Genomic DNA, 1,469 nt, shown 5'->3' with positions numbered 1-1,469 from the left:
ACTCGGGGATCGGCCGCGAAGGCCTCGACGCCTCGATCCACGCAATGATGCGCGAGAAGAGCATCATTCTGTAGGTCGGTCGACTGCTATCGATTTCCGTCCGCTTCTCCTTTTCTTCGCACTCGCTCGCGGAGCCTCTCTCAGAACGAGACGGGTTCGGTCATGAGGACGTTCTCCTCGCCGTCTCTGACGGCGACGACGGTAATCGTCGCCGACGTACCGGACTCGTACTCGATCGTCTCGGCCTGGCCGACCTCGGTCAACTCGACGCGGACCCCGCTCTCGTCGCGCACCTCGACCCGATCGGCGGTACCGCTCGAGTGATACATCACGACGACCGCGTTCGGTTTCCGATTGGTATCGAGGCTCACCCCCGCGTACAGTTCTGTCGGTTGGCTTCCCCGCTCGGCGAACGGGTCCTGATACTCGTACTCCCCGGTCGGGATCGTTTTCGTTGCGATACCGACGTTGCCGTCCGTTTCGACCATCAGATCGGGCTGGTCCGCCAGAGATTCCTCGAACTCGTCCGTCCCATCGGCGTCGGTATAGACGGCGACCGTCGAATACGTCGTCGTCTCGGCACCGAACGCCCACGAGAAGGCGGCCCCGGAACCGTCATCACTGCCCTCGTATTCGCCCCACAGGAACGCACTGTCGCCGACTCGCTCGGTCAACTGCGCGAAATTCCCGTGCGAATCGATTCGGCGACCGGTCCCCTCGACGCCCGCCGCGAGGATCGCCTCGAGATCTGCCCCGTCGGCGGGGCTCACGACGACCGTCTCCCCGGAGACGGCGACCGAGACGTCGTCGCGCTCGAAGACATCGAAATCGCCGGCCGCCGACTCGAGGTCGGCGTCGACCGCATGGGGATCGAACGAGCCGGAAACGACGACGTTCCCGGCAACGCCCTCGGAACCGAACCTGCACACGGAGTCCACTGCCGGCTCGCCGTCCGTTACCTGCTCGACGAACTCGCGACTCTCTCCGTCCGGCAGCACCGGAACGGATTCGATCACGTCCGCTCGCAGGACGTCCTCGTACTGCCGAACTGCGGTGAGGTCCCGGTAGTGAAACAGGAGTTCCGAACTCCCCGATGCGGGGACCCAGCGCTCGAGCGGTGACAGGTCGCTCCGATCGCTCTCGTTCGGTTCCTCCGAATCGTCGGCCTCGTCGTCTGAAAAGCGGGCGAGACAGCCCGCACTCAGTGCGGTGAGGCTCACCCCGGCCGCGAGAAGTCTGCGGCGTGAACTGTGTTTCATACTATTATTTTCCTTGTTGTAATTGGTCTCGTATATAGTTTCTCTGTCGACAGAACTACCGCCGTCGGCGGCGGACACTCGAGCATGTCTTCCGACGTCCTCGTCGCCGGCGAAACGCTCATCGACTGGGTTCCCGAACGGGCCGGCCCGCTCAAGGACGTCGCCGGTTTCGAACGGCGCCCCGGCGGGGCCCCGGCGAACGTCGCCGTC

1 protein-coding gene and 1 pseudogene are annotated in these 1,469 nt (G+C 64.3%); one reads left to right on the top strand and one right to left on the bottom strand.

The genetic code is table 11. The annotated features are described in order from the left end of the window. Positions 1-140: 140 nt before the first annotated feature. Entirely contained in the window at positions 141-1,220 is a 1,080-nt protein-coding gene (locus PGX04_RS15940; protein WP_337959473.1) for a hypothetical protein, read from the bottom strand. Positions 1,221-1,250: 30 nt separating this feature from the next. Here PGX04_RS15940 and PGX04_RS34670 point away from each other — a divergent pair. Further along, positions 1,251-1,469, top strand: a pseudogene (locus tag PGX04_RS34670) (carbohydrate kinase); the annotation flags it as partial.

The organism is Natrinema soli, assembly GCF_028618695.1.
This window is presented reverse-complemented; position numbering and strand designations above follow the sequence as displayed.